Origin of the sequence: Bradyrhizobium sp. HKCCYLRH2015, from assembly GCF_051168215.1 — a bacterium.
Taxonomy (GTDB): Bacteria; Pseudomonadota; Alphaproteobacteria; order Rhizobiales; family Xanthobacteraceae; genus Bradyrhizobium.
In genome coordinates, this window is the sequence record NZ_JBNPUO010000004.1 from 553,238 (window position 1) to 572,765 (window position 19,528).

The following is a 19,528-nucleotide window of genomic DNA, read 5'->3' on the forward strand; positions in this document are numbered from 1 at the left end:
GCCCGGGATGGAGCCCGGGCTTGCGGGCCTGCCCTATTCCGCTGGCGTGGTCGGCAAGTTGCCGGAGCCCGACGAAGAGCCCGCCTTGGCCGCAGCCGCCTGCTTCTCGACGATGCCGACCGCGATGATCGCGCCCTCGTAGAGGGCCAGCAGCGGCAATGCCAGCGAGGCCTGGCTGAGCACGTCGGGCGGCGTCAGGACGGCCGCGATGATGAAGGCGATCACGATGAAATAGCGCCGCTTCTCCTTCAGCATCTGCGAGGTGACGATGCCGATCCTCCCAAGCAGGGTCAGGATGACCGGGAGCTGGAATGCGATGCCGAAGGCGAAGATCAGCGACATCATCAGCGACAGATATTCGCCGACCTTTGGCATCAACGCGATTTGCGCCGTCTCGGGGCCGCCGAGCTGCTGCATGCCGAGTGAGAAGCGCACGATCATCGGCCACACCGCAAAATAGACCAGCATGGCGCCGAGCACGAAGAAGACGGGGGTCGCTATCAGGTAAGGGAGGAAAGCATTGCGCTCGTGGCGGTAGAGGCCGGGCGCCACGAACTTGTAGATCTGCGTCGCAATGATCGGAAAGGAGATGAAGCCGGCGCCGAACATCGCCAGCTTGAGCTGCGTGATGAAATATTCGAGCAGCTGGGTGTAGATGAACTTGCTGTTCTCGGCACCTGCCACCCAGACGAACGGCAGCACCAGGATGTTGTAGATCTGCTTGGCGAAGAAGAAGCAGAAGATGAAGGCCACGCCGAAGCCGAGCAGCGCCTTGATCAGCCGCGACCGCAGCTCGATCAGGTGGTCCATCAACGGGGCCTTGCTGGCCTCGATATCTTCGACGGTCATGACGCTTTGGCGTCCTTCAGGCGTTCAGCTTCTGCTGACGCAGACATTTCGGGCTGCGGCTCGGGCTTGATTTCACGTACGATCGCCAGCGGCTCGCCCACCGGTTGATGAGCTTCAGCCTCCACGAAGGTCTCGGCCTGTGGCGGTTCGGGGGTCGTCGGGGTCATCAAAGGAGGCTCGGACGAAGCAGCGGCCGCGTCCGGTGCGGGCGCCGGCTCAGTAGGCTTGTCGATCCCCTCGATATCGAGAGCCTTGTCGACGTCGCGCTGCAACGAGGAGATCACGCCGGTCGGGGTGAAACCGCTGGCGGCCTCACGGACCTCGTCGAAACTCTTCTTGAGGTCGGCCATTTCCGCTTCGCGCATCGCCTCCTGGAACTGGCCCTGGAACTCCGAGGCCATCCGGCGCGCCTTGCCGATCCATTGCCCGACCATGCGCAGGACGCCCGGAAGCTCCTTGGGACCGATCGCGATCAACGCGACGACCCCAATGACGAGCAGCTCACTCCAGCCGATATCGAACATGAAACAATCCGCCTACGCGACGACGCCTCTGATCCCGCCTGCCCGGGCCTGCCTGAACAGGTCCCGGTGCCGTCCCTGCGGGGGCGCGCCGCCCGCGCCTTTCACGCGCAGATCAAACGGCTTTGCTGCCGACATCCGTGCGGGTGGCCGAAGGCGTGGCGCCATGATCGATCGACTTGACGGGCTCGGTCTTCTCCGGCGCCTTGTCGTCGTCCTGCATGCCCTTCTTGAACGCCTTGATGCCCTGCGCGACGTCGCCCATCAGATCGGAAATCTTGCCGCGCCCGAACAACAGCAGGACGACCGCGATCACGACGATCCAGTGCCAAATGCTAAGCGAACCCATCCTGCAACCCTCCAAACACCGGCGCAGCCTTCACCCGACTGCCCGTCGACGCTACCGCCGAAACCGCGTCATATCCATGGACTTGACCGCGACACTTCGCTTCTAGCATTCGATTGCGAAACAGCAACACGAACGCGGCCTAGCACCGGCCGAAAATAGCGCGCGGACAGCCCGATCTGGGCGGAAGGTAGGCGCCAACGCCTCCAAAAACAAGCACTTAAGGTCCGACAATTCGCGGCGGGACCTACGTAATAACGCGAGTGTTAACAGCTCCGACCACTAGTTTTGGTGCGGCGAGCCGTCCTCGTCGGTATCGCGGTCGTGCTCGCCATCGGCTGCGTCGATCTCATGGTCTGCCGCGTCGATCTCGGCCTCTGCTTCTGCCTCGTCCTCCACCTGAGCCTGAGCCTCGGCAGAAGTTTCGACGAGCTCGGTCACGGCCTCGTCCTCCTGCTCGAGCTCGGTCTCCTCGACGGCGAAGTCCACCTCCGTCGTGTCGGTTTCCGCATCGGTGCCGGGCAGTTCCAGATCGCCAACGGCGACCTGCGACGAGGCGTCGTCCTGAACCGCGGTCTCGGCGGTTCCCATCTCGCCCTCGGCAGCCTCGGCCGCCGCCGTCTCGGCTGCGACTGTTTCCATCTCCGCCGTTTCGGCCTCTGCCGCCTCAGCGTCGCCAGGTTCGGCCTCGACCGCCGGCGCAAGCGCCAGATCGAGATCGCCCGGATCCAGCGGCTCCTCGTCCTCCCGGAGCGTCGGATCGTCCGATGGCGTCGGGACGGTGAAGCCGGTCGGCAGACGGGAATCCAGCAGGCCCGTGCCCTTCAGCTCTTCCAGGCCTGGCAGATCGCCCAGGGTCTCCAGGCTGAACTGGGCCAGGAACGCATCGGTGGTGCCGAAGGTCAGCGGACGGCCTGGGGTCTTGCGGCGCCCGCGCGGCTTGATCCAGCCGGTCTCCAGCAGAACGTCCAGCGTTCCCTTGGAGGTGACGACGCCGCGGATCTCTTCGATCTCGGCGCGCGTCACCGGTTGATGATAGGCGACAATGGCCAGCACCTCGATCGCCGCACGCGACAGCTTGCGCGTCTCGGTGCTCTCGCGCGTCATCAGCCAGGCGAGATCGCCGGCGGTGCGGAAGGTCCATTTGCTGGCAACGCGCACGAGATTGACGCCGCGATTGGCGTACTCCGCCTGCAGCTGCGCCAGTGCGGCCTTGATGTCGACACCTTCAGGCATACGCTTGGCGAGCGCGGCCTGCTCGAGCGGCTCGGCCGAGGCAAACAGGAGAGCCTCGAGGATGCGCAACTCTTCGGGGCGCGCCGCGGGCTCGATCGCGATCTCGTCGGGCTCTTCCATGCGCAGTTCCGCCAAGCTTGCCATGGCAGGGTCTCCTTGTTCGTTACTCAACCGTCAAGTCCGGCGCAGCCATGGCGCCGGGCTGGATCGGTGGACGCTTACGAAAATACAGCGGCGCGAACGCCTGCTTCTGGTTCAGCTCGAGCCTGCCTTCGCGGACCAGTTCGAGGACGGCCGCAAAGCTCGATGCGAAGACGGTGGCCTTCTGTGCAGGCTCGACGACGTAGTCCAGCAGGTAGTCGTCGAGACATCCCCAGTCGTCCGACACCTCCGTCATGCCGACGAGCCGTTCGAGCGACGCGCGCGCCTCGGCGAGCGACCAGACGGTGCGCTTGGCCATATGAACGGACGTGACGACGCGCGACTGCCGCTGGATGGCATAGGCCGAAAGCAGGTCGAACAGGGTCGCGGTGAACTTGGGACGACGGACCTCCGCGATGGCCTCCGGGTTGCCGCGCGGGAACACGTCACGCTGGAACTGCGGCCGGTTCATCAGGCGATTGGCGGCCTCGCGGATCGCCTCCAGCCGGCGCAGCCGGTTGGCAAGTGCCGTGGCCATCTCCTCGGCGCTCGGACCTTCCTGCGCCGGCGGCTCGGGCAGCAGCAGGCGCGACTTCAGAAAGGCGAGCCAGGCCGCCATCACGAGATAGTCGGCGGCGAGCTCCAGCCGGATCTTGCGGGCGGCCTCGATGAACTGAAGATATTGGTCGGCGAGCGCCAGGATCGAGATCTTGGCGAGGTCGACCTTCTGCTGCCGCGCCAGCGCGAGCAGCAGATCGAGCGGGCCCTCGTAGCCCTCGACGTCGACGACCAACGCCGGCTCGGCCTCGGCCAGCTCCGTCGTGGGACGGCCGGTTTCAAACGACAGAATTTCAGCGGTCATGCGCTCGCGGGTCCCAGCCGGTTGATCAAGGCGTCGAGCTCGCCGCGCGCGGCGTCACGATCGAAGCCCGTGGGCGCCTTGCGCGCCGCAAGTGCACGATCGGCGCGGATCAGGGCTTGGCCGGCCAGCTCCGGCGTCTCGGCGGCCACGGCCTGCATCTCGTCGAGATTGCCGTTGCAATGCAGAACCATGTCGCAGCCGGCCGCCACGATCGCACGCGTGCGCTCGGCGATCGATCCGGCCAATGCGTTCATGGAAACGTCATCACTCATCAACAAACCCTGGAACCCGATCCGTTTGCGAATCACCCGTTCGATCATTGTCGCAGAAGTCGTGGCCGGATGGGCGGCGTCGATCGCGCTAAACACAACATGTGCAGTCATCGCCATCGGGAGGTCGGCCAGCAGCCCGAAGGCGGCGAAATCGGTGGCGTCGAGTTCCGCTTCTGGCGCGTCCACGGTCGGCAGGCGGAAATGGGTGTCGGCGGTGGCCCGGCCATGCCCCGGAATGTGCTTCAGGACCGGCAGCACGCCGCCCTGCTCCAGCCCCTCCGTCACCGCCCGGGCAATTGCAGCGACCTTCGTTGGCGTCGTGCCATAGGCCCGATCCCCGATCACGGCATCGGCACCGGCGACGGGGACGTCGGCGAGCGGCAGGCAATCCACGGTGATGCCGAGCGCGATCAGGTCATCGGCGATCAGGCGGGCGCTGAGCCAGGCGGCACGGAGGCCTGCGGCCGAATCAAGGTCGTAGAGACGGTCGAACACCACGCCGGCGGGATAGGCCGGCCAATGCGGCGGCCCCAGGCGCTGCACCCGGCCACCCTCTTGGTCGATCAGGACGGGAGCGTCGGCGCGGCCGACGCAGGCCCTTAATTCCTCAACCAGTTCAGTCACTTGGGCGGGTGACTGGACGTTGCGTTTGAACAGGATGAAACCCCAGGGCCTGAACTCGCGGATGAACGCGCGCTCGGCGTCGCTGAGATCAGGTCCGGAGATGCCGGTAATGAAAGCCCGCATGGTCATGCGGGCCGCATAGACCCCGCCTCGGAGGCGGTCAAGCGAGCCTTAATTGTTGCTAAACGGGAAACACTGTCCGCCGGCAGTTTTCAACGATCCGCACATCTTGTTGGCCTCTTCCTTCGTCGCGAAGGGCCCGACGGCCGCGCGGTACCTGACGCCGCCCTTCTCACCCAGATCCATCCGCTTGATGATCGGCTCGTATTTGCCCAGCACGGCGCCGTACTTGTCCTGCACCGCCTTGTACGATGTCATCGCCTCGGCCTCGCTGGCCTGCGACGAGATCGAGACCAGATAACCGCCGGTCCGATCGTTCTGGGTCTGCTCGGTGACCGGCACGGCGGCGGCGATCCGGGCCGGCGCGCTCGCCGGCGCGGCCGGCTGCGGTGTCAGCGGCATCGGGCTGTCGTTGGCGGCCGACGCGTTGGCGTTGGCCGGCGATTTACGGCCCTTCGGCGTCGCCGCCGGTTTGGTTGCAGGCGTCGCAGGCATCGGCGGATCGACCGCGGCGGCCTGATTGCCTCCCGTCACGGACAGCGTCTTGATCGGACGCGGATCACTGTTGGGCAAAATGCCATTGGCATTGGCCATCTGCGACATCGGGGCCGCCCCGGCGCTGACCGGCGGCGGAGCCGCATTCTGGTTCATCTGCGGGAACACCACGCGCGGATTGCCGCCGCGGGTGTTCAGATCCATCGGCGTCTCCTCGCGGGACACCAGCTTCTCGCCGCCGTCATTGCCGAGCAGCCGATCCGGCACCTTCGGCGTCGGATCCTGCTGGGCCATGATCTTGGTCGGACTGTTGTCAGCGCGGATGATCGGCGGCTCGCCGGTCCGGCCGGACGAGATGTAGGTCTTGTAGCCGTAGGCGCCGCCGGTGCCGACCACCGCAAGGGTCAGCACCGCGAGCACGGTGCTCATGCCGCTGCGCCGCCGCGGCCGCTCCTCTTCCTCGCCTTCGTCGTAACCGTCCTGATAGCCGTATTGGCTGTCCTGGAAATCGTTGTCGCCCTGAAACCCCTGCTGTCCCGAGCCCATCTGCCCGAACAGCGCATCGTCATAGCGCGAGGAGTCCGGCTCGTTGTCATCGAAGCCATTGTCGCGGTTGTAGTCGCGATCATTCTCGGCGAACCCGTGGCGCGACTCGCCGACGCTGTAGTCGAGCTTGGACAACTGATCGGCAAACTCCGCGTTCGGATAACCCTGCTGCTGCCGGGGAGCGGGCGCGGGCGCGAAATCCTGATCAGGAAAGCCTGGCTGGCCGCGCGGATCCTGATAGCCCGCCGGAAAGGCCGGCGGTGCGGGCGCCGGCTGCGGCGGCTCGCGGCCCATGTCGGCGAAGGGGTTGGCGGCGGCAGGCTGAGCTCGCTGCATCCAGGCCGGGGCCCCGGCTGAAGGCATGCCGGGGACCGGCTGTTCCGGCGCGGGCGCCGCGGGCCGCGCCATCGGGCGCGGCTGAGACTGCGGGGTGGCCCGGCCCGAGGCGGCAAAAGGATCGTTCTGCCCGATCAGGCGAGCGAGTTCGGCGAGCGGATCGGCATCGGCCTGCTGGTTTCCACCACGGCCAAAACCGTCAGCGGGAAAGGGTCTGTCCTGGTAACGATCAGCCATCGTGATGAAGCGTCCCTGCGGGTGAGCCGCATATGCGTCCTAAGGCGGACCCTGCCAGATTGAGGCCCCCAACTGAAGTCGTGTGTTTCCCCCAATCAGCGCATTGCATCAGGAGCATTAACGCCCAAGACCGCAAGTCCCGACGCCAGAACCGAGACGACGCCCTGAACCATGGCCAAACGTGCCTTGGTCAATTCTGCATCATCATCGATAATGAAGCGTAAATAGGGCAAATCCCGCCCCCGCGTCCAGAGGGCGTGAAATTCGCTTGCAAGTTCATACAGGTAGAAGGCGATCCGGTGCGGCTCATGCGCCAGGGCCGCGCTCTCCACCGTACGTGGGTACAGTGCCAGGCGTTTCAAGAGGTCGTGTTCGGCCGAGTCGGAGAGTTTTTCGAGGTTGGCCTCGCGGAGGAACGCCAGCCGTGCCCCCTCCTCCTCCGGCAGCTCGGGCACGCTCTCCCGCGCATTGCGGAAGATCGAATGCCCCCGCGCGTGACCGTACTGGACGTAGAACACCGGATTGTCGCGCGACTGCTCGATCACCTTGGCCAGGTCGAAATCGAGCACAGCGTCGTTCTTGCGATAGAGCATCATGAAACGGACCGCATCGCGCCCCACTTCATCAACAACTTCCCGCAAGGTGACGAAGTCGCCGGAGCGCTTCGACATCTTCACCGGCTCGCCATTGCGCAACAGCTTGACGAGCTGCACGACCTTGACGTCGAGCACCGCCTGTCCGGCGGTCACCGCTTTCACCGCCGCCTGCATGCGCTTGATGTAGCCGCCGTGATCGGCGCCGAACACGTCGATCAGGTCGGCGAATCCGCGCTCGAACTTGTGCCGGTGATTGGCGATGTCGGAGGCGAAATAGGTGTAGCTGCCGTCCGACTTGATCAGGGGACGATCGACGTCATCGCCATAGGCGGTAGCGCGGAACAGCAGTTGCTCGCGATCCTCCCAGTCCTCGGGCGGCGCGCCCTTCGGCGGCGGCAGACGGCCTTCATACACGTCGCCCCGCTCGCGCAGGAACTCGATCGTGTCGGCAACCTTGTTGGTGCTACCTGCGATCAGCGAACGCTCCGAGAAGAACACGTCATGACGGATGTTGAGCGCGGCGAGATCGTCCTTGATCTCGGCCATCATCATCGTGATCGCCTTGTCGCGTACGATCGGCAGCCACTCGGTCTCAGGCATGGCCTTGAGCTTGTCGCCGTGCTCGGTCGCCAGCGCCTGCCCGACCGGCTTGAGATAGTCGCCGGGATAGAGCCCATCCGGAATCGCGCCGATGTCCTCGCCGAGCGCCTCGCGATAGCGGAGGAAGGCGGAGCGCGCGAGCACGTCGACCTGGGCGCCGGCGTCGTTGATGTAGTACTCGCGCGTGACGTCGCGCCCGGCGAACTGCAGCAGGCTGCATAGCGCATCGCCGAACACGGCGCCGCGGCAGTGCCCGACATGCATCGGCCCGGTCGGATTGGCCGACACGTATTCGACATTGACTTTCGGCGCGCCGGACACCGGCGCGACGCGGCCGTAGGCAGCGCCTTCGCGCAGGATCGTGCCGAGCGCTTGCGCCCAGACGGTCGGCTGCAGGGTCAGGTTGATGAAGCCCGGTCCGGCGACGTCGGCCTTGGCGACCAGCTCGTCGGCGCGCAGGCGCTCGGCAATCTGTTCGGCGAGCTCGCGCGGCTTGGCCCTCGCCTCCTTGGCGAGCACCATCGCGGCATTGGTGGCCATGTCGCCATGGCTCGGATCGCGCGGCGGCTCGACCACCACGCGCGAGAAATCGATGCCCTCGGGCCAGCCGCCCTGCTTGGCGAGCGCAGCGCAGACGGCGTGGACACGCGCGAGCATGTCGGCAAAAAGGTAAGGGGTGGAAGCTTGTTCGACCATGCCGCCGCCTAACGCAAATCCGGAGTCGAGTCAAAAAGCCGGTGGTGCTCGGTTAAGGCGAAACGGTCCGTCATTCCGGCGATAAAATGGCCGATGCGGCGAGCCCGATCGCCCTCGCCGTCGCAACCGTCCAGCCAGCCTGCGGGCAGCGTCGAACCGTCCTCATGGTAGCGGCCATACAGGTCGGCGACGATGCGCTCGGCGTCGCGCATCACCCGCATCACCCGCTCATGGCGGTACATCCGCTGCCAGAGAAACCCCTTGATCGTCGCCTCGTGCTCGGCGACATCGGCCGGAAATGCCACCAGCGGCCCGCTGTGCCGCCTGATGTCGTGCGGCGACATCGGCTGCGCCCGCGTGATCCGGCGCTCGGCTTCGGCCGCTACGGCGGCGATCAGGTAGGAGATCAGCTCGCGCACCAGCTCGGCGCCGCGCCGGATCGGGTCGAGCGCCGGATATTGCCGGTCGATCTCGGCGATCATCGCCGCGAGCAGCGGAATCTCCTGGAGGTCATCGACCGTGAACAGGCCGGCCCGCAGCCCGTCGTCGATGTCGTGGGCGTCATAGGCGATGTCGTCCGCGAGCGCGGCGACCTGGGCCTCGAGCGAGGCGTAGCTCCACAGCTCCAGGTCAAACCGGGCATTGAACTCGGCGATTCCCGGCGGGATCGGCGCCTGCAACGGCCCGTTGTGCTTGACGATGCCTTCGAGCGATTCCCAGGTCAGGTTGAGGCCATCGAAATCGGGGTAGCGCTGCTCGAACGAGGTGACGATGCGCAATGTCTGGGCATTGTGGTCGAAGCCGCCATGCTCCGCCATGCAGCGGTTCAGCGCGCGCTCGCCGGCATGGCCGAACGGCGGATGTCCGAGATCATGCGCCAAGGCCAGCGTCTCCGTCAGGTCCTCGTCGAGGCCGAACTGGCGGGCCAGGGCGCGGGCGATCTGGGCGACTTCCAAAGAATGGGTCAGGCGGGTGCGGTAATGGTCGCCTTCGTGGAAGACGAACACCTGGGTCTTGTGCTTCAGCCGGCGGAAGGCGGTCGAATGGATCACCCGGTCGCAATCCCTGCGGAACGGGCTGCGGGTGCGCGACGGCGGCTCGACGAACAGGCGGCCCCGGCTGCGATCGGGATCGCAGGAATAGGGAGCGCGGGGGGCAGCCATTCCGACCGACACGGGCGATTGTTCCTTTTGCGATTTGATTCCTCGGCGGAGCCCACTTAACTATGGGGAGTGCCCGCGACCAAATGAATAGGGCATGACGCACTGCTCTCGGAGACCTCCTGCCATGACTGATGCCTCGACCGGCCCCGTCACCATCAGCGAACGCGCAGCCCGCCGCATCGGCGAGATCCTCGGCAAGGAGAGCGCCGGCGCGATGCTGCGCATCTCGGTCGAAGGCGGCGGCTGCTCCGGCTTCCAGTACAAGTTCGACATCGACCGTGCCAAGGCCGACGACGACCTCGTCATCGAGCGCGATCGCGCCGTGGTGCTGGTCGATCCCGCCTCGGTGCCGTTTCTCGCCGGCTCGGAGGTCGATTTCGTCGACGACCTGATGGGCGCCTCGTTCCGGGTCAATAATCCCAACGCCACCGCCTCCTGCGGCTGCGGCACCAGTTTCTCGGTCTAGCGCCCCCTCATTATCGGCTCAGGCCTCCGCCGTCGCGGCCGGGACATCGGACGGCGCAAGCGCCGGCGCCTCGACGTTCGGCGCGGGCGTTCCGATCGCCTTCAGCATCGCCGCCACCATCGCCGGCTTGCGCAACGGCTTGGCCAGAAAGTCGGTCATGCCGGCCTCGCGGCACTGCTTGATATCGTCGGGGAAGGCATTCGCGGTCAGCGCGATGATCGGCAGCGCGACAAGCCGTCCGCCCTTCGCCCGGATGGCCCGGGTCGCGGTGATGCCGTCCATCTCCGGCATGCGGACATCCATCAGCACCAGGTCGAACTCCCGTTCGTCGGCCGCCTTCACTGCCTGCAAGCCGTCCGGGACGATGCATTTGTCGACCGGGAACTCCTGCAGCATCTTCGACACCACCATGCGGTTGGTGGCGTCGTCCTCGGCGATCAGCACGCGCAAGGGACGACCGAGCGCCTCGATCCGCGCCTTGAGGTCGCCGGCGCCGACGCGGTCGCCGCGCTGATCGGACACCTGCTTGTCGCTCCACGGCAAGGTCAGGCTGAAGCGGAAGGTCGAGCCTTCGCCCTGCACCGACGACACCGCGATGACCCCGCCCATCTGCTCGATGATCCGCCGGGAGATCGCGAGCCCGAGCCCGGTGCCGCCGAAGCGGCGGTTGATCGAGGCATCGGCCTGGGCGAAATCCGTGAACAGCTTGCCGACCCGATCGGCGGGAATGCCGATGCCGGTGTCGGAGACGCGCCACTCGATGGTCGCCTTCTGATCGTCGCGCGCGCGGCAGGCCACGGCGATGGTGATGCCTCCCTGCTCGGTAAACTTCACCGCATTGGAGGCGAGATTGATCAGCACCTGACGAATGCGCGCCACGTCGCCCTTGAGCGCCGGCGGCAGCTTCGGATCGATATCCGCGTTGACCAGCAGGCTCTTCGATTTCGCGTTGACGCCCATGATGGCGGTGACCGCCTCGACCAGCGCCGCCGGCGAAAACTCCACCGTCTCGAATTCGAGCTTGCCGGCGTTGAGCTTGGACAGATCGAGGATGTCGTTGAGGATGCGCTGCAGGTTGTCGCCGGACTCGCGGATCGTCATGACCGCATGACGCTGCTCGTCGTCGAGCTTGGTCTCCAGCAAGGTCGAGGCGAGCCCGAGCACGCCGTTCATCGGCGTGCGGATCTCGTGGCTCATCATCGCCAGGAAGTCGGACTTGGCGCGGCTTTCAGCTTCCGCCTGCTCGGCGCGCCAGCGCTCGGTGACGTCGCGGCCGAAGCCGCGATAGCCTGCGAACTTGCCCTCGTGATCCCGCGCCGGCCGCGCCGTCAGCGCCCAACGGCGGCGCTCGCCGCCGGCGACCACGACGTGGATCAGGATCTCCGGGATCGACAGCCGCTGCGCCATCCGATCGGCGAACGTCTTGAGCGTCGCCGTATCCGTCGGGCAGAGATATTTCAGCGTATCGATCAGCCGCTCGCCCTTGAGCTGATCGAGCGGAAGCTGGGCCACGTCGGCGAAGCGCTGCGGCGCGTCGATCAGACGGCCCTCGGCATCGGTCTGCCACAGCCAGCTCGCGGCGTTCTCCTGGAATTCCTTCAGAAGCAGCGAGATCGTCTCGTTCTGGCGCTCGTGCCGGATCTGCGCCTTCAGGTTTTCCAGGAACACGTTGCCGTGCGACACCAGGTGCCGCACCATGAACGAGGTGTAGAGCAGCAGGAACACGACGAGCACGAGATAGGTCGCGCCGCCGCAAAGAAAAAGCGAGCCGACCGAGGCGAGCATCAGGGTCCAGGTGTAGGCGAGACCAGCCCGCGGCACGCTCGACATCGCGAACGCGCCACCGGAGATCATCCCGGTCATCAGCGAGCCCACGATGATCTGCAGATGCGGATCGACCTGCGGCATCACGATCAGCGGCAGCGATCCCCAGATGGTCGCCAAGAAAAACGCCTGCAGCGTCATCCGGGAGGTGGCGCGTTCGGACGCCTCCTGCGGCCGCGACTTGCGCGCGCGCCACCAGCCGCGCAGCGCCATGCCGCCAGCCACGCCGATCGCAGTGCCCCACGCGATCAGGAAGAGATTGGAGACCGTGTTCCAGAACACGCCGAGAATGATGGCCGCGTTCGCGAAATTGATGCCGATGGTCACGGGGACAAGGCGCGCGACGGCATCGACCTGCCGTGCCCGGATACGCCGGCGATCGCGCTCGGTCAGCGCTTCGTCGTCGAGGCCTTCGATGGCGTTGAAACCGCTGATCCAAAGGAAGAAGGCGCCCAGCAGACTGCCGCCCACGGTACGCTTCGCGATCGAGGAGTCCCCAGGCCAATTCATGTGGGCGCAGAACCTTCCTTGTGATCCCTTGCCATGCCTGATCGGCTGCTTCAGCCGCGTTAATTGTTCCGCCCGTAGAATTACGGAACCTCCGAATGCGCGCGCTGACAGGGCTGGATGCAACTCGTCGTTCCCGCGGCACGATGTGCCCGAGTCATGATCGTCCATGTCCCCCTCGTTCAGGTCGAGGGCGCAGGGAATGCCGGGTGCTGGCCGCAACCCATGGCCCGCCTGCAGAAAGAAAGCAGGCGGCAGTCACCACAGGTCCAGCCGGTCAACCGGCATTCCCTGCACGACGGCTCTACGCCTTATACGCACTCTCCCCGGGGACCGGCTGTCTTGCCCCCGTCGCCGGCGGATCATCGTCCCCACCGGCTTGGCCTCAGCATCGGGAGGCCAGGACCATGCGATTTCGGCGTGCGCCAGGGCTGTTCGTCCGCACGGCATCAGCCATGCTGCAGCCCCAAGCGCCCATCGCATCCCACCCCGCGTGTCATGACGATCGCGATACGCCCCTCGTGCCGGGGCGGGACGGGCCCATCGAAGCATGAATTCCGGAAAAACGAAACAGCGATATTTTTCGCAGCAGGACTGGACAGGGCAAATCAGCTTGAAGGCGTTGGAGAAATGAATTTCTGCGCGCAGGCAGATTTAAAGCCGATGCCGCCCGTTGCATCGCGCACAACAGCGATGAAGCGGCCTTGATTTGCCCGACGGGCATGGCCGATCGCATAGCGCCTCGCCAAGTACCTCGCCAAGCACCGCGTCGTCGTACCCTGTCAGATCACCGCGCCCGAGGCGTAGGCGCCGGCCCAATGCGGAAAGCCGTTTTCGGCGGCGCGCGCCGCCGCGCGATCCCAGTCATAGGTCAGCGCCAGCAGCTCGGCCTGCCAATGTCCGCGGCGCTCCGTCAGCACGGCGTAGCGGGCGTGCGGCGAGCGATATTCGAGCTGTGCCGCAATAGGAATGTCGCCGAACACCGGACAGCCGACGCTGCCGGGATTGACCACCAGGGGTCCGCGCGGCACCTGCACCATCGCCTGCCGATGACTGTGGCCGCACAGCACGAGCGTGGCACCGCCGAGATTGACGAGGCGCGAGGCCAGCACGTCGCGGCGCGCCGGCACGTAGCGGCCGTCATCGAGCATCTCCTCGAGCAGAAGCGCGCAGTCATCGTCTGGGGTGCCGTGGACGGCGAGGATGCCATGGTCCAGCGCGATCCGTGGCGGAAGCGCGTGCAACACCCGGCGCTGCTCGGCGGTCAGCGCCGCGCGAGCGAAGCGACCGGCGGGAGAGAGCCTCTCTTCCGGCAACTCCTCGATCCAGCGGTCGTGATTGCCACGCACGGTCGGCAACTCCAGCGACCGCAGCAGGTCGAATGTCTCGCGCGGCCACAGCGGGCTGGTGACGCAATCGCCGAGATTGACGGTGGCATCGACGCCGCGTGTCTCGATGTCCGCGAGCACCGCCTCCAGCGCCGGCAGATTGCCATGCACATCGGAAATCACTGCCAGCCGCATCGTCGTCTCCTTCGTCACGCGGTTCGATCGGTCCGTTCAAGGCAAAGCCTTAGCATCTTCGCCATTGCGAGCGAAGCGAAGCAATCCAGGCCGCGCGTGGGACTCTGGATTGCTTCGCTCGCAATGACGGCGGAGAGGCCGGTGTCCGAAGCGACGCCAGCGGGCGGCGCGTGCCGACGATCCTCAACGAGGCGCGCGGATCACAACCTTGCAGGAACAACCGTCAACACCGGCGCGCGGCCTGCATAGCGCAGCAGCAGTCGGTGGGTCGGATAGAAGATCACGAGCGGCAGGCCGATCAGCAGCATCGCGAACCATGCCGGACCCGGCATGAAGCTCTGCGCCAGGGCATCGCTGAGGCCGAACACGTAGTTGATGTTGACCGGCAGGTCGCTGGTCGCGGGTGGCGGCGGCATCAGGAAGTAGCACACCGACAGCAGCGCCCAGGCGGCGACGGTCCAGACCGCGAAGGCGCGGCGATCATAGCCGAGCCGCCAGACCAGCCAGGCCAGCACGAACGGGAGCCAGAAATGGAAGAACGACAGGCTGCGGGTGAACAGCGGCAGCTTGGCGTCGAACATATAGGCCGTCATGCCCGTCAATGGCACGCCGGCAGCGGTGCCGAGGAAGTCGACGACCCACAACGCCTGCGGCAGCAGGATTCCCACCGCCGGCGCCGAGGCGAGCAGCGGGCTCTCCAGCCAGACCGCGGCCAGCGTGGTCAACAGCGCGACGTCGCAGAAATACAGGAAGTTGGTCGGGCCGTAGGCCATCAGATAGGTCGGCACCAGCACCGCGCAGAACGCGCTGTAGGCAAGCTTGAACCACAGCGGAATGCCCGGCTTCACGGCCTCGTTCATCGATCCCCTGCCCCTGCAATATGACTGTTTGCGCAATCGCGCGGAGATTGCGGGCAGATGAGACGGCGCGTCAATCAGAGCGCCGGTGATGTTCATACTCAGCGTTAACAAGCGTTTGCGCTGATCGGATCTGCAGAGGAAATCGATGGCGCAGCAGCGTGCGCTGCCTGATACAGCGCCCTCTCCCCTTGCGGGAGAGGGCTGCACCGGCTTCTCGACGCACTCATTCGGGTGAGGGGTATCTCTCCGCGATCGCGGCTTGTGGAGACATCCCCTCACCCAACCGAGCTTGCCGCGCTGTCCTACAAGCCCTCTCCCGCAAGGGGAGAGGGCGCATTCACGGGCACCGCGCTCATTCTGACCTCACCTACAATGAGTTCTAACATCGCTATACTCTTGTGGCCATTGCCGCACCAATCGCGAACACGTCCGCGCGCTCGATGATCAGGTCGCGGAACAGGCGGGCGCGGTGCGACATCCATTGCGGGTCGGGATAGACAACGTGGAGCGGCAGCGACGGCACATCGTAGTCCGGCAGCAGGTGGACGAGCTTGCCGGAGGCGATGTGGCACACCGCGCACCAGTCCGGCAGGACGGCGGCGCCGAGGCCTTCCAGCGCTGCTAGGGCCATGATGTCGGCATCGTCGCAGGTCAGCGACGGCGTGATGCCGACGACGTGGCGCCCGGTCTCGGACTCGAAGCTCCATTCGTTCTTCGGCGACAGCCGCGAATAGGTCACGCAGGGCAGCTGGCGCAGATCGTTCGGCAGCCGCGGTGGGCGATGCCGCGCGAGCAGCGATGGCGCCGCGACCAGCAGCCGCTTGACCGTGCCGACGCGGCGCGCGACCAGCGAGCTCGAGCTGAGCACGCCGATGCGGATGGCGAGCTCCGTGCCAGTCTCCACGAGGTCGACGAACTGCTCGGTGAAGCGGATATCGAGCCGCACCTCTGGATAGCGACGGCCATATTCGGCGAAAATGTCGCGGAAGAAAGTGCGGCCGAACGAGGTCGGCACCGTCATCCGCAAGGTGCCCGAGGGCGCGCCGACGCGCTTCGGCGATGGAATGCCCGCGCTCTCGAACAAGGTGACGATGTCCTTGGCGAGCTTGAGCACGCGGTCGGCCTCGGCGGTCGGCCGCAGCTTGCGCGTGGTGCGTACGAATAGCCGACAGCCGAACTGTTCCTCCAAGAGCGCGATGCGCTTGGTGATCGCCGGCTGTCCCAGGCCGAGATCAGCCGCAGCCTGGGTGAAGCTGCCGGCCTCCATGACCCGGATGAAGGTCTGCAGCGCGTCGATCCGGTCCATCCATTCCTCCCCGGAATGAGTTTTATTCTGGCTATTCCGTATACGTCAGGAGGCGGCCTAGTCTAGCCTCTCAAAAAAGATCACAGGGAGGGGAGACCCATGGAGAAGTCGATTGGCATCGTCGGCGCCGGCATCGGCGGGCTGCATCTGGCGCTCTATCTGCAGCAGCACGGGATCCAGGCGACCGTCCTGACGGATCGCGCGCCCGAGCAGTATGCTGCAACGCGGCTGATGAACACGGTGGCGCATCACGGCATCACGGTGGCGCGCGAGAACGAGCTCGGCGTGAACCACTGGGACGATCCCGATGTCGTCTATCACCACCATGATCACTTCTTCAATTTTCCGGGCAGCCCCCTGCTCTTCCGCGGCGCCTTCAAGCAGCCGAGCCGCGCGGTCGACTACCGGATCTACCTGCCGGCGCTGATGAAGGATTTCGAAGATCGCGGCGGCACGATCGAATACGCCAGCATCCAGGACGACGACATTCCGGCGCTGGTGGCGCGCTTCGACCTGCTGGTGGTGTCGACCGGCAAGGGCGCGCTCGGGCGGATGTTCAGCCATCGGCCGGAGCTGTCGCCCTACAACCAGCCGCAGCGCCTGCTCTGCGTCGGCCTCTATGACGGCGTCGATCACGGCAGCCCCGAGGGTGACGATCCGCGCGGCGTCACGCTGTCGGTGTCGCCGGGCCATGGCGAGATGATCGTGATCCCGACGCTGACCTTCGGCGGCATGAAGACGGCGCTGCTGATGGAGAACATTCCCGGCGGCGACATGGCCGAGCTGGTGTCGCTCAACTACGACGCCGATCCCTCGGCCTTTCGGCAGACGCTGCTCGACAAGCTCGAAAAGCACCATCCGCACACCTACAACCGGATCGACACGCACCGCTTCGATCTGCAGCCGCTGGACCTCTTGCAGGGCGCCGTGGTGCCGACCGTACGGCGCTCCTCGGTGAGCTTCGACGACGGCAAGATCGCGATCGCGCTCGGCGACGTGCACTCCGTGGTCGATCCGATGATGGGCCAGGGCGCCAACATGGCTTCCTACGCCGCGTTCGAACTCGGCAAGGCGATCACCGAGGCCGTGGCGTTCGACGACCGCTTCGTCGAGACGGTCGATCGCGCGCGCGAGAACCGCGTGCTCGCCGCGGCGCGCTGGACCAATCTGATGCTGCAGCCGCCGTCGGAGGCGATGGGCCGGCTGATCTTCACCATGGCGCAGGATCGCGCGCTCTGTGACGAGTTCACCGACAATTTCAACTATCCGGAGCGGCAGTGGGACCGGCTGGCGAGCGACCGGCGTATTCATGCCTGGATCGATGACCGGGCAAGGCTCGCAGCGTGATGGCGGAGAGAAGCCGATGAGCCATCATCCGGACCCGGCCAGCTTTCGCGCTGCCGCCTCGCGGTTCTCGACAGGCGTGACCGTCGTGACGAGCCGCGATGCCCAGGGCGCACCGGTCGGGATGACCGCGAACAGCTTCACCACGGTCTCGATGCAGCCGCCCACGGTGCTGGTCTCGCTGAAGCGCGGCCGCACCTGGCAGGCGGTGAGTACCTCCGGCCGCTATGCGGTCAACGTGCTCGCGGCGGATGACGTCGCGATCGGCCGGCATTTCGCCGGCGCACCGCTGCCGCAGGGCGCACCAAGCTTCGACGAACGCGATGGATTCTTCCTGCTGCCGCAGGCGATCGCGCAGTTCGACTGCGAGGTCGTCAACGCGATCGAGATCGCAGATCACACGCTGTTCATCGGCGAAGTGCGCTCGTGCCGGCACCAGGACGGCCTGCCGCTGGCGTTCTACGCCAGCCGGTTTTGCAACGGGCTGGGCGCGGAGATCAGGCCAAGCGAAGCGCTGGCCTATCCGGCAGAGGGATGGAGCATTTGATCGCACAGCCGGCGAGCCGAATACGCCACCATCGTTCGCCGTAAGCAGCTTCGCATGATCAAGGTGCAGCGCCGCTCTCGGAGCGGCCCCTCAAGGTGAGGAGGCGCGGAGCGCCGTCTCGAACCATGAGGCCACAGTGTGGGCCTCGCCCTTCGAGACGCCCGCCTGCGGCGGGCTCCTCAGGGTGAGGAGCAAGAGTTTCGCTCTTCAACACAAATCGGATGCGGTTCGCCGGGACGACTTAGTGAGCCAAACATCGTCACATTGAAGACTGCGGGTCCGGCACAGTCGTGAGGCTCAACCGCCGATCGGTCCGGGGTCGATGCCCCCCGTTGTGGCGGCTCCAGAATGACCGGAGCGCGGCCACGTGACGATCGAAGCGTGATTTTAGTGCCGGCCGGGGGACGTCGTCAAATGCATCGGCGCCGCAGGCACGAGGCCTGCGGCCGATGGTCCACAGCAGTTTCGCTCGTCGGCTAGCGCCGCTCGTTCAGCATCGGGAAGCCGCGCTGATGCCAGACCGGATAGGCCGCGGGAATGTCGCTGGCGGCATCGAGGGTCGCCACCTGCTCCGCCGTCAGGCTCCAGCCGAGCGCGCCGATGTTCTCCATGAGCTGGCTCTCGTTGCGGGCGCCGACGATGATGGTCGACACGGTCGGGCGCTGCAGCAGCCAGTTCAGCGCCACCTGCGGAATCGTCTTGCCGGTCTCCTTGGCGACGCCGTCGAGCGCATCGACGACGCGATACAGCCGCTCCTCCTCGTAATGCGGTCCCGTGCCGGCGATGTCGTGGGCGCGGGTGCCGGGCTTGGCCGGCTGTCCGCGGCGGATCTTGCCGGTCAGCTTGCCCCATCCGAGCGGGCTCCAGATCACGGCGCCGACGCCCTGGTCGACGCCGAGCGGCATCAGCTCCCACTCATAGTCGCGGTTGAGCAGCGAGTAGTAGGCCTGATGCGCGACATAGCGCGGATAGCCGTAGCGGTCGGAGGCGGCCAGCGACTTCATCAGGTGCCAGCCGGAGAAGTTGGAGCAGCCGATGTAGCGGATCTTGCCGGCGCGCACGAGCTGGTCGAGCGTGGACAGCGTCTCCTCCACCGGCGTGTTGTAGTCCTGGCCGTGCAGCTGGAACAGGTCGATGTGGTCGACGCCGAGCCGCGCGAGCGAGCCGTCGATCGCCTCGATCAGATGCTGGCGCGAGGAGCCATAGTCGTTCGGGCCACTGCCTTTCGGGAACGTCGCCTTGGTCGAGATCAGCAGGCGGTTGCGCTTGCCTTTGATGGCCTGGCCGAGAATGCTCTCGGCCAGGCCGTCCGAATAGACGTCGGCGCTGTCGAACATCGAGAGGCCATGATCGAGGCAGACGTCGATCAGCCGGGAGGCGCCGTCAGCGTCGGTCCCGCCCCAGGCCTTGAAGAAGTCGTTGCTGCCGCCAAAGGTCGCGGTGCCGAAGCTGAGCGCGGGCACGCGGAGGCCGGAATGGCCGAGACGTCGATGGTCCATCATGATCTCCCT

The 19,528-nt window shown here is 66.0% G+C and carries 17 protein-coding genes; 3 read left to right on the plus strand and 14 right to left on the minus strand.

All coding sequences use genetic code 11. The annotated features are described in order from the left end of the window. Nucleotides 1–33: 33 nt before the first annotated feature. The 9 genes from tatC to ACQR1H_RS13680 all read right to left on the minus strand — a co-directional run bounded on the left by tatC (nucleotide 34) and on the right by ACQR1H_RS13680 (nucleotide 9,652). Nucleotides 34–849, minus strand: a complete 816-nt coding sequence (gene tatC / locus ACQR1H_RS13640) for a twin-arginine translocase subunit TatC (protein WP_316178562.1) — start codon at nucleotides 847–849, stop codon at nucleotides 34–36. Continuing rightward, nucleotides 846–1,373, minus strand: coding sequence for a Sec-independent protein translocase protein TatB (tatB, locus tag ACQR1H_RS13645; protein ID WP_315799819.1), 528 nt, complete (start codon nucleotides 1,371–1,373; stop codon nucleotides 846–848). Before tatB ends, tatC begins: the two co-directional genes overlap by 4 nt. 112 nt (nucleotides 1,374–1,485) lie before the next feature. Then, nucleotides 1,486–1,719: a twin-arginine translocase TatA/TatE family subunit gene (locus tag ACQR1H_RS13650; RefSeq protein ID WP_006614346.1), complete on the minus strand. Its 234-nt coding sequence runs from the start codon at nucleotides 1,717–1,719 to the stop codon at nucleotides 1,486–1,488. 279 nt (nucleotides 1,720–1,998) lie between these two features. Further along, on the minus strand, nucleotides 1,999–3,096 hold the full coding sequence (scpB, locus tag ACQR1H_RS13655) for an SMC-Scp complex subunit ScpB (RefSeq protein ID WP_434892051.1): 1,098 nt from the start codon (nucleotides 3,094–3,096) through the stop codon (nucleotides 1,999–2,001). A 19-nt stretch (nucleotides 3,097–3,115) separates the two neighbouring features. Then, nucleotides 3,116–3,955, minus strand: a complete 840-nt coding sequence (locus ACQR1H_RS13660; protein WP_434872861.1) for a segregation and condensation protein A — start codon at nucleotides 3,953–3,955, stop codon at nucleotides 3,116–3,118. Continuing rightward, complete coding sequence (nagZ, locus tag ACQR1H_RS13665) at nucleotides 3,952–4,980, minus strand: beta-N-acetylhexosaminidase (RefSeq protein ID WP_434907662.1); 1,029 nt, start codon at nucleotides 4,978–4,980, stop codon at nucleotides 3,952–3,954. Before nagZ ends, ACQR1H_RS13660 begins: the two co-directional genes overlap by 4 nt. Before the next feature lie 42 nt (nucleotides 4,981–5,022). Then, on the minus strand, nucleotides 5,023–6,585 hold the full coding sequence (locus tag ACQR1H_RS13670; protein WP_315799816.1) for an SPOR domain-containing protein: 1,563 nt from the start codon (nucleotides 6,583–6,585) through the stop codon (nucleotides 5,023–5,025). A gap of 95 nt (nucleotides 6,586–6,680) precedes the next feature. Continuing rightward, the gene (argS, locus tag ACQR1H_RS13675; RefSeq protein WP_434907663.1) at nucleotides 6,681–8,477 is read right to left on the minus strand and encodes an arginine--tRNA ligase; all 1,797 of its coding nucleotides are present in this window, start codon (nucleotides 8,475–8,477) and stop codon (nucleotides 6,681–6,683) included. Between the two features lie 8 nt (nucleotides 8,478–8,485). Next, nucleotides 8,486–9,652 (minus strand): deoxyguanosinetriphosphate triphosphohydrolase, encoded by a 1,167-nt coding sequence (locus ACQR1H_RS13680; RefSeq protein ID WP_434907664.1) that lies wholly within the window; start codon nucleotides 9,650–9,652, stop codon nucleotides 8,486–8,488. A 112-nt stretch (nucleotides 9,653–9,764) separates the two neighbouring features. Between ACQR1H_RS13680 and erpA the strand changes: the two genes are divergently transcribed. Further along, on the plus strand, nucleotides 9,765–10,106 hold the full coding sequence (erpA, locus tag ACQR1H_RS13685) for an iron-sulfur cluster insertion protein ErpA (RefSeq protein ID WP_315711699.1): 342 nt from the start codon (nucleotides 9,765–9,767) through the stop codon (nucleotides 10,104–10,106). An 18-nt stretch (nucleotides 10,107–10,124) separates the two neighbouring features. On the opposite strand, the gene ACQR1H_RS13690 is transcribed toward erpA, so the two are convergent. From ACQR1H_RS13690 to ACQR1H_RS13705, 4 genes are all read right to left on the minus strand, one after another. Next, nucleotides 10,125–12,440: an ATP-binding protein gene (locus ACQR1H_RS13690; protein WP_434907665.1), complete on the minus strand. Its 2,316-nt coding sequence runs from the start codon at nucleotides 12,438–12,440 to the stop codon at nucleotides 10,125–10,127. Nucleotides 12,441–13,219: 779 nt separating this feature from the next. Beyond that, entirely contained in the window at nucleotides 13,220–13,960 is a 741-nt protein-coding gene (locus tag ACQR1H_RS13695; RefSeq protein ID WP_434907666.1) for a metallophosphoesterase family protein, read from the minus strand. A gap of 200 nt (nucleotides 13,961–14,160) precedes the next feature. Next, a complete protein-coding gene (locus ACQR1H_RS13700) occupies nucleotides 14,161–14,820 on the minus strand; it encodes a hypothetical protein (protein WP_434907667.1) in 660 nt (219 codons plus the stop codon). Between the two features lie 388 nt (nucleotides 14,821–15,208). Continuing rightward, nucleotides 15,209–16,126 (minus strand): LysR family transcriptional regulator, encoded by a 918-nt coding sequence (locus ACQR1H_RS13705; RefSeq protein WP_434907668.1) that lies wholly within the window; start codon nucleotides 16,124–16,126, stop codon nucleotides 15,209–15,211. A gap of 99 nt (nucleotides 16,127–16,225) precedes the next feature. Between ACQR1H_RS13705 and styA the strand changes: the two genes are divergently transcribed. Both styA and ACQR1H_RS13715 read left to right on the plus strand, forming a co-directional pair. Beyond that, nucleotides 16,226–17,473: a styrene monooxygenase subunit StyA gene (gene styA / locus ACQR1H_RS13710; RefSeq protein WP_434839834.1), complete on the plus strand. Its 1,248-nt coding sequence runs from the start codon at nucleotides 16,226–16,228 to the stop codon at nucleotides 17,471–17,473. A gap of 16 nt (nucleotides 17,474–17,489) precedes the next feature. After that, nucleotides 17,490–18,017: a flavin reductase family protein gene (locus ACQR1H_RS13715; protein ID WP_434907669.1), complete on the plus strand. Its 528-nt coding sequence runs from the start codon at nucleotides 17,490–17,492 to the stop codon at nucleotides 18,015–18,017. 476 nt (nucleotides 18,018–18,493) lie between these two features. Here ACQR1H_RS13715 and ACQR1H_RS13720 read toward each other — a convergent pair whose 3' ends face one another. Then, nucleotides 18,494–19,516, minus strand: coding sequence for an aldo/keto reductase (locus tag ACQR1H_RS13720; protein WP_434907670.1), 1,023 nt, complete (start codon nucleotides 19,514–19,516; stop codon nucleotides 18,494–18,496). Nucleotides 19,517–19,528 lie beyond the last annotated feature (12 nt).